The sequence below is a fragment of the Streptomyces sp. NPDC001450 genome (genome assembly GCF_053597295.1).
Genome location: NZ_JBSFHY010000067.1, coordinates 23,477 through 32,027 on the forward strand (window position 1 = coordinate 23,477; position 8,551 = coordinate 32,027).

The 8,551-nt window shown below is 75.3% G+C and carries 2 protein-coding genes; both read right to left on the minus strand.

Going from position 1 to position 8,551, the window contains the following annotated elements; genetic code table 11:
• Positions 1-993 carry a Gfo/Idh/MocA family protein gene (locus ACWC5O_RS42445; protein WP_450591887.1) on the minus strand — a complete coding sequence of 331 codons (993 nt, stop codon included), beginning with the start codon at positions 991-993 and terminating at the stop codon, positions 1-3.
• A 56-nt stretch (positions 994-1,049) separates the two neighbouring features.
• Complete coding sequence (locus ACWC5O_RS42450) at positions 1,050-8,474, minus strand: SDR family NAD(P)-dependent oxidoreductase (protein ID WP_450781235.1); 7,425 nt, start codon at positions 8,472-8,474, stop codon at positions 1,050-1,052.
• Positions 8,475-8,551: the final 77 nt, after the last annotated feature.

Here is an 8,551-nt window from a genome sequence, read left to right on the forward strand (position 1 = left end):
CTACGCCCCGGGGAGCGCCCGCCCGCCGGCCGCGTGGCGCACCGCGTCCACCAGCTGCGCCTGCCGCAGGATGTCCTCCCCCGGCCCCTTGAGGTCGCCCCCGTCCAGGGCCGTACGGGTGAACAGGGAGACCAGCGAGGCGAATTGGTGCCCGGCGGGCAGCGTCCGTTCCTCCAGGCGGTCCTGGCGCCGCAGGCGCAGCACGGGCCGCAGGGCCGGCGGCGCGGTGAACGCCCGGTCGAGGCCGATGCTGCCCTCGCTGCCCCAGATGGTGCACGCGCAGCGGTAGGAACGGTCGAAGCCGAAGGTCAACTGCCCGGTCCGCCCGGCCGGATCGGCCACGAGCGCCGCCCCCGCCACATCGACCCCCGTGCCGGGATCGGTACGCAGCACCGCTCCGTGCACGGTCACCTGCGGCCCCAGATACAGGGAGGCGGCGCGCAGGGTGTACACCCCGGCGTCGAGCAGGGCGCCCCCGCCCAGCATCGGGTCGTAGCGGATGTCGCCCGGGGGCAGCGGCGGAAATCCGAACTCCGCGGTGATGTGGCGCACTTCACCGATCGCGCCCTCGTCGATGAGGGCGCGTACGGCGTCGTGCTGCCCGTGGTGCAGGAACGCGAAGTTCTCCATCAGCAGCAGACCGGCGGCGTGGGCCGAGGCGACCAGCCCGGCCGCCTCGGCCCGGTCGACCGCGAGCGGTTTCTCGGCGAGTACGTGCTTGCCCTCCGCCAGTGCCCGGCCCACCCACTCGGCGTGCAGGGCGGGCGGCAGGGGCACGTACACGGCGTCGATGTCGTCGCGCGCCAGCAGCGCGGCGTAGCCGGTGACCGCCTGGCAGCCGAACTTCCGGGCGACGGCCTCCGCCTTGTCGCGGCTGCGGCTGGCCACCGCGACCAGCCGCACCGACGGGTCGGCGACGAGCGCCGCAATGGTGGTGCGCTGGGCGATGGCGGCACAGCCGACGACACCGACGTTCAGCACCCTGTCTGTCACGGTCTCGCTCTCTTCCCGTATGTGAGGAGCGGTGAGGAGGGTTCGCCGGCGTTCCGTCACGACGACCCGAACTGCTTGTCGATGAAGTCGAAGAGGTCGTCGTCGCTCGCCGCCTCGATGTGCTCTCCGACCGCCACCGCCGTGGCTGCTTCATGGCCGCCGTGGCCGCCGTCGGCGGGCGTGAGCCCACCCGCGGCGGATGCCGTCACGTCCAGCGTGGACAGGAGCCCCCGCAGCCGGTCGGCCAGTGCGGAGCGGACCGTCTCGTCCCCGGCGATCTCCGCCAGCGCGCCCTCCAGCCGGTCGAGTTCGGCCAGCACCGGCTGGACTGCCGCCGCGGCGCCCGGTGCGGTCTCGGCCCACAGGTGGCGGGCCAGCCCGATGGGCGTCGGGTAGTCGAACAGCAGGGTCGCGGGCAGCCGGAGCCCGGTGGCGGCATTGAGCCGGTTGCGCAGTTCGACGGCGGTCAGCGAGTCGAATCCCAGCTCCAGGAAGCCCCGTTCGGGGTCCACGGCGTCGGAGTCGGCGTATCCGAGGACGGCCGCCGCCTGGTCGCGTACGACGTCCACCAGTGCCCCGAGCCGTGCCTCGGCGTCCAGCTCCGCGAGCCTGCGGCGCAGCTGCTCGGCGGGCGCGGTCCCGTCGGCCGCGGCGGTGGCGGTGCGGCGGCCGGGGGCGGGCTTGACGAGGGACCGCAGCAGGGCCGGGACCTCCCCGTCGGGCGTACGCAGTCCGGCCGTGTCGAAGCGGGCCGGGACGAGTACCGCCCGGTCGGCGGCGACGGCGGCGTCGAACAGGCCGAGGGCCTGCTCGGACGGCATGGGGACGACTCCGCCGCGTGCCATGCGCAGCAGGTCGGCCTGGTCCAGCTTGCCGGTCATCGCGGACCGCTGCTCCCACAGGCCCCACGCCAGCGACTGTGCGGGCAGGCCATGGGCGCGCCGCTGCCGGGCGAAGGCGTCGAGGAAGGCGTTGGCCGCCGCGTAGTTGCCCTGCCCCGAGCCGCCGAAGAGACCGGCCAGCGAGGAGTAGAGCACGAAGGCGCGGAGTTCGCTGTCCCTGGTGAGTTCGTGCAGGTGCAGCGCGGTGTCGACCTTGGCGGCGAGCACGGTGTCGAGACGTTCCTGGGTCAGCGAGCCGATGACGCCGTCGTCGAGGACGCCCGCGGTGTGCACCACGGCGGTCAGCGGATGCTCGGCGGGGACGGTGGCGAGCAGCGCGGCCAGTGCCCCCCGGTCGGAGGTGTCGCAGGCGACGAGCTCGGCACGTGCGCCGAGCGCGGTCAGGTCGTCGACGAGTTCCCGGGCGCCGGGCGCGCCCGGGCCTCGACGGCCGACGAGCAGCAGGTGCCGGGCACCGTGCCGGCCGGCCAGGTGACGGGCGATCAGGCCGCCGAGCGCGCCGGTGGCGCCGGTGACCAGGACGGTGCCGTCCGGGTCGAGCAGCGTTCCGGTGTGGCCGTCCGCGGCCTGCGGCAGCCGCATGCGCACCAGTCTGGGCACCCGCAGCTCTCCCTTGCGCAGGGCGACCTGCGGCTCATCGTGACCGGCCGCGGCGGGCAGGGCCCGGTACGACTCCTGGGCGCCGTCCCAGTCGAGGAGCACGAACCGCTCCGGGTTCTCGGACTGCGCCGTGCGCACCAGGCCCCATACGGCCGCGGCCACCGGGTCGGGCGCCCGGTCGCCGTCGTGGACGGTCACGGCGTGCCGGGTGACCAGCACCAGCCGGGTGGCGTTGAACGTGTCCTCGGCGAGCCAGCCCTGCAGAAGCCGCAGCACCTGCCCGGTCGCGCGGCGCACGGCGGCGGCCGGGTCGGGCCCGCCCGGCTGCCCGGCGTCGTCGTCACCGAGTCCGGGTACGGCGGCCAGCACCGTGCCGGGCACCGGTGTGTCGCCCGCGGCGACGGCGCGGGCGAGCGCGTCCAGGCCGGGGTGGGGGACGGGGGCGAGACCGGCGGCCGTCAGGGCGGCACCGATGCCGGGGTCGCCCCCGCCGTCCAGGACGGCCCAGCCCGCGGAGGCGGGCCGGAGCGGGACGGGGGCGGGCGTCACCCACTCCAGCTCGTGCAGATGGCGGGCGGCGGCGCGGGCGTCCCCGAGCTGCCCGGCGGGCAGCGGGCGCAGGGTCAGCCCGGTCACCGTGGCGACGGGGCCGCCTGCCGGATCGGTGACCCGCAGCGCGACCGTGTCGGGTCCGGCCGGGGCGAGGTGCACCCGCAGCGCGTCGGCCCCCTGGGCGTGCAGCCGTACGCCGGTCCAGCTGAACGGCATGAGCGCGGTACCGGCCGCGGCGGTGGCGGTCAGTCCGACGGTCTGCAGGGCTGCGTCCAGCAGGGCCGGGTGCAGCCCGTAGCGGGCGGCGTCGGTGGCCCCGTCGGGCAGTGCGACCTCCGCGTACACGTCCTCGCCGAGCTTCCAGGCCGCGGTCAGGCCCTGGAACGCGGGGCCGTACGCGAAGCCGCCGGCGGCGAAACGGTCGTACAGTCCGTCGACGGCGACCGCCTCGGCGCCCTGCGGCGGCCACACTCCGAGCGGGGCGTCGTCGGCCGGGGCCGTCGTGGGAGCGAGCTGCCCGACCGCGTGGCGGGTCCAGGGCTCGTCGTCCGCGGCGTAGTCCGGGCGGGAGTGCACGGTCACACCGCGCACTCCCTGTTCGCCGGGCTCGCCGACGGTGACCTGGAGGTGGACGGCACCCTGCTCGGGCAGGACGAGCGGTGCCTCCAGGGTGAGCTCGTCGACGGCGGTGCAGCCGACCCGGTCGGCGGCCAGCAGGGCCAGCTCCAGGAAGGCGGTGCCGGGAAGGATCGGGGTGCCGGACACGGCGTGGTCGGCGAGCCAGGGGTGGCTGCTGAGCGACAGCCGCCCGGTGAGCAGGTAGCCGTCGCCGCCCGCGAGTGCCGTGCCCGCGGCGAGCAGCGGGTGCTCGCCCGCCGCGAGCCCGGCCGCGGCGAGGTCCGGGACACCGGGATCGGCGTCGAGCCAGTAGCGGGCGCGCTGGAAGGCGTACGTCGGCAGCTCGGCCCGGCGCACCGGACGGCCGCCGAAGTACCCGGCCCAGTCGGGGCTCACGCCGTGGACGTGCAGCGTGGCCAGGGCGGTGGTGACCGCCGTCTCCTCGGGCCGGTCGCGGCGCAGCAGCGGTGTCACGACGGCGGCCTGCGGGTCGGCGAGGCAGTCGCGGGTCATGGCGGTGAGCACACCGTCGGGGCCCAGTTCGACGTACGCGGTCACGCCCTGCCGTTCCAGGGTGGCGACGGCGTCGGCATACCGGACGGTGCCGCGCACGTGGTGTACCCAGTAGTCGGCGCCCTCCAGCTGTCCGGAGTCGGCGAGTTCGCCCGTGAGGTCGCAGACGACGGGCACGGTCGGGGCCGCGTAGCTCATCTCGCGGGCCACGGCCGCGAAGCGGGCCTGCATCGGTTCCATCCGCGGCGAGTGGAAGGCGTGCGACACCGTCAGCCGCTTGGTGCGCAGCCCGGCCTCCCGCCATGCCTCGGCCAGTTCCTCCACGGCCTCCTCGTCACCGGAGACGACCACGGACGCCGGGCCGTTGACGGCGGCGACGGACACGCGGTCCTCGTATGTGCGCAGCGCCTCGGCGACCTCCGCCTCACCGGCCTGTACGGCCAGCATGGCGCCGCCGTCCGGCAGTTGCTGCATCAGCCGGCCGCGGGCGGCGACCAGACGGCAGGCGTCGGCGAGGTCGAGCACCCCGGCCACATGGGCGGCGGCGAGCTCGCCGACGGAGTGGCCGACGACGACGTCCGGGCGCAGCCCCCAGTGCTCCAGCAGCCGGAACTGGGCCACCTCCAGGGCGAACAGCCCGGCCTGCGTGTACACGGTGTGGTCCAGCAGCTCGGCGTCCGGGGTGCCGGCCGGGGCGAACAGCACCTCGCGCAGCGGCCGTTCGAGTTCACGGTCCAGTTCGGCGCAGACGGCGTCGAGGGCGTCGGCGAACACCGGGTACGCGGCATACAGGTCGCGTCCCATGCCCGGCCGCTGGCTGCCCTGGCCGCTGAAGAGGAACGCGGTGCGTCCGCTGCGGCGCCGCACCCCGCGTACCAGTCCGGGAACCTCCCGGCCCTCGGCCAACGCCCGTACTCCGGCGACGAGTTCATCCCGGCCCTGGCCGACGACGGCCGCCCGGTGGTCGAACGCGGCCCGTCCGAGGGCGAGTGAGTGTGCGATGTCGAGGGGCGCGGCACCGTGCTGGCGCTCCGGGTCCTCCAGGTGGGCCAGCAGACGGGCGGCCTGGGCGCGCAGGGCGTCGGTGCCACGGCCGGAGAGCACCCAGGGGACCACGTCGCCGGAGGCGGCAGGGACGGCCACCCCCTCCGACGACGTGGCGTTCTCGGTGGACGCCTTGTTCGCCGTCGTCGCGGACATGTGCGGTGTCGGCACGGACGGCTCGGGCGCTTCGGCGGACGGCTCCGGTGCGTTGCCGGACGGCTCCGGTACTTCGGCGGGCGGCTGTTCCAGGATCACGTGGGCGTTGGTGCCGCTGATACCGAACGCCGACACCCCGGCCCGGCGCGGTCGGCCGCTGTCCGGCCACTCGACGGCCTCGGTCAGCAGCGACACCGCGCCCTCGGTCCAGTCGATCTGCGTCGACGGCCGGTCGGCGTGCAGGGTGCGCGGCAGCGTCCCGTGCCGCATCGCCAGCACGATCTTGATCACACCGCCGACACCGGCTGCGGCCTGGGTGTGCCCGATGTTGGACTTCAGGGCGCCGAGCAGCAGCGGCCGGTCCTGCGGCCGGTCCTGCCCGTACGTCGCCATCAGCGCCTGCGCCTCGATGGGGTCGCCCAGCTTGGTGCCGGTGCCGTGCGCCTCGACGGCGTCGACATCGGCCGGGGAGAGCCCGGCAGCGGCCAGGGCCTGCCGGATGACCCGCTGCTGTGCGGGGCCGCTCGGCGCGGTGAGGCCGTTGCTGGCGCCGTCCTGGTTGACCGCGGAACCGGCGAGCACCGCGAGGACGGGGTGGCCGTTGCGGCGGGCGTCGGACAGCCGCTCCAGGAGTACGACGCCCACGCCTTCGGCCCAGCCGGCGCCGTCGGCCTCGTCGGAGAAGGCCTTGCAGCGACCGTCCGCGGACAGCGCCCGCTGCCTGCTGAACTCGATGAACGTGTCCAGTGAGGAGATCACCGTGACCCCGCCCGCAAGCGCCATGGTGCACTCACCGGTGCGCAGTGCCTGGGCGGCCATGTGCAGCGCCACCAGGGACGAGGAGCACGCGGTGTCGACGGTGACGGCCGGGCCCTCCAGGCCGAAGGTGTACGAGATCCGCCCGGAGGCCACGCTGCCGGCGCTGCCGGTGGCCAGATAGCCCTCGAAGTCCTTCGGGGCGTGCTGCACCCGGGAGCCGTAGTCGTGGTAGTTGGAGCCGACGAACACCCCGGTACGGCTGCCGCGCAGCGTGGCCGGGTCGATACCGGCCCGCTCGATCGCCTCCCACGACGTCTCCAGCAGCAGGCGCTGCTGCGGGTCGACGGCCAGCGCCTCGCGCGGGCTCATGCCGAAGAACTCGGGGTCGAAGTGGTGCGCGTCGTACAGGAATCCGCCGCCCCGGGCGTAGAAGGTGCCCGGTCGGTCCGGGTCGGGGTCGTAGGCGCCCTTGAGGTCCCAGCCACGGTCCTCCGGGAAGACCGACACCGCGTCGCCACCCTGCGCGAGCAGCCGCCACAGCCCCTCCGGGCCGTCCACCCCGCCCGGGTAGCGGCAGCCCATCGACACGATCACCACCGGATCGTCGTCGACCTCGGCCGGCCGGGACGAGAGCGCCGCCGCCGGCTCGGCGGCCGTGGCGACCGTACCGAACAGGTCCTCGTGCAGTTTGCCCGCAAGGGCGGTGGCGGTGGGGTGGTCGAAGACCAGTGTCACCGGCAGCCGCAGCCCGGTGGTCTCGGCGATGGTGTTGCGCAGGGCCACCGCGGTGAGCGAGTCGAAACCGAGGTCGCGGAACGCCCGCTCCTCGTCGATCTCCTCGGCACCGGAGTACCCGAGCGCCCCGGCGGCCAACCGCCGCACCAAGGAGAGGAGTTCACGCCGCTGCTCGTCGTACGGCAGGGCCGCGAGCCGCGCCGTGAGCGCGTTGCCGCCGCCGTCGCCGCCGCCCGTCGCGGGCAGGGTGCGTGCCGCCAGTGCCGCGCGTACCTCCGGCAGGTCGGCGAGCACGCGCGCGGCTCCGTCGGAGTGGGCGAACGCATACGTCTCCCACCGTACGTCGGCCACGGCCAGCACCGGTTCCTCGCCGGAAACGGCCTGCTGAAGCCCCGTCAGAGCCGACTCCGGGTCCATCGCGGGCATACCCGAACGGGCCAGCCGCTCGCCCGTCTCTCCGGAGGCGAGGCCGCCGCCGCCCCACGCGCCCCAGGCGACCGACGTGGCGGGCAGCCCGTCGGCGTGCCGCTGCCGGGCGAGCGCGTCGAGGAAGGCGTTGGCGGCGGCGTAGCTGCCCTGGCCCGGGCCGCCGAGCGTGCCGGCGAGCGAGGAGAACAGTACGAACGCGGACAGTCCCAGGTCCCGGGTCAGTTCGTGCAGGTGCAGGGCGGCGGCCACCTTGGGCCGCAGCACGGTCTCGGCGCGCGCGGGGGTGAGGGCGTCCAGTACGCCGTCGTCCAGCACCCCGGCCGCGTGCACGACCGCGGTGAGCGGCTGGTCCTCCGGCACGGCGGCCAACAGCGCGGCCAGCTGGTCGCGGTCGGCGACATCGCACGCGGCGAGCGTGACGCGGGCACCCAGTCCGGTCAGCTCCGCCTCCAGTTCGGCCGCGCCGGGTGCGTCCGGGCCGCGGCGTCCGGCCAGCAGCAGATGGGCGGCGCCGTTGCGGGCCAGCCAGCGGGCGACCTGGGCACCCACTCCGCCGGTGCCCCCGGTCACCAGAACCGTGCCGCCCGGCCTCCAGTCGGCGGACGCCGGTTCGGGCAGCGCGGCCCGCACCAGCCGCCGGGCGAACAGCCCGGAACCCCGTACGGCCACCTGGTCCTCGTCGACGGCTCCCGACAGGGCGGCCACCAGCCGGGTGACGGCACGGTCGTCGAGCTCCTGCGGCAGGTCGACCAGTCCGCCGAAGCGCTGCGGGTACTCCAGCGCGGCGATCCGGCCGAGACCCCAGGCCTGTGCCTGGACGGGCGCGGCCAGCCGGTCGGCGCGGCCGGTGGACACGGCGCCCCGGGTGGCGATCCACAGCGGCGCGACGAGACCCGCGTCCCCGAGGGCTTGCAGCAGGGCGGTGTTGAGGGCGAGCCCGTTGTCGAGCGGGCTGCCGGAAGCGTACGGCGACTCGTCCAGCGCCAGCAGGGACAGGACACCGGCCGGAGACCGGGGACCGTCATCGCCGCTCACGGCGGTGGCGAGCATTTCCATGAGCCGGTCCCGGTCGGCACCGGCGGCCACCTCGATGGTGGTCACCTGCGCTCCGTGGGCGGCCAGACCACTGGTGAGTGCGGTGATGAGGTTGGTGTCGGTGTCGGTGTCGGTCATGGTGGGCTGGTGCGGGACGACCAGCAGCCAGGTGCCGGTGAGGGTCGCGGTCCGCGCGTCCCGGCCGACCGGCTTCC

Coding starts and splice junctions, on each gene's coding strand:
- ACWC5O_RS42450 (WP_450781235.1), bottom strand. CDS start 8,474: ATGACCGACACCGACACCGACACCAACCTCATCACCGCACTCACCAGT.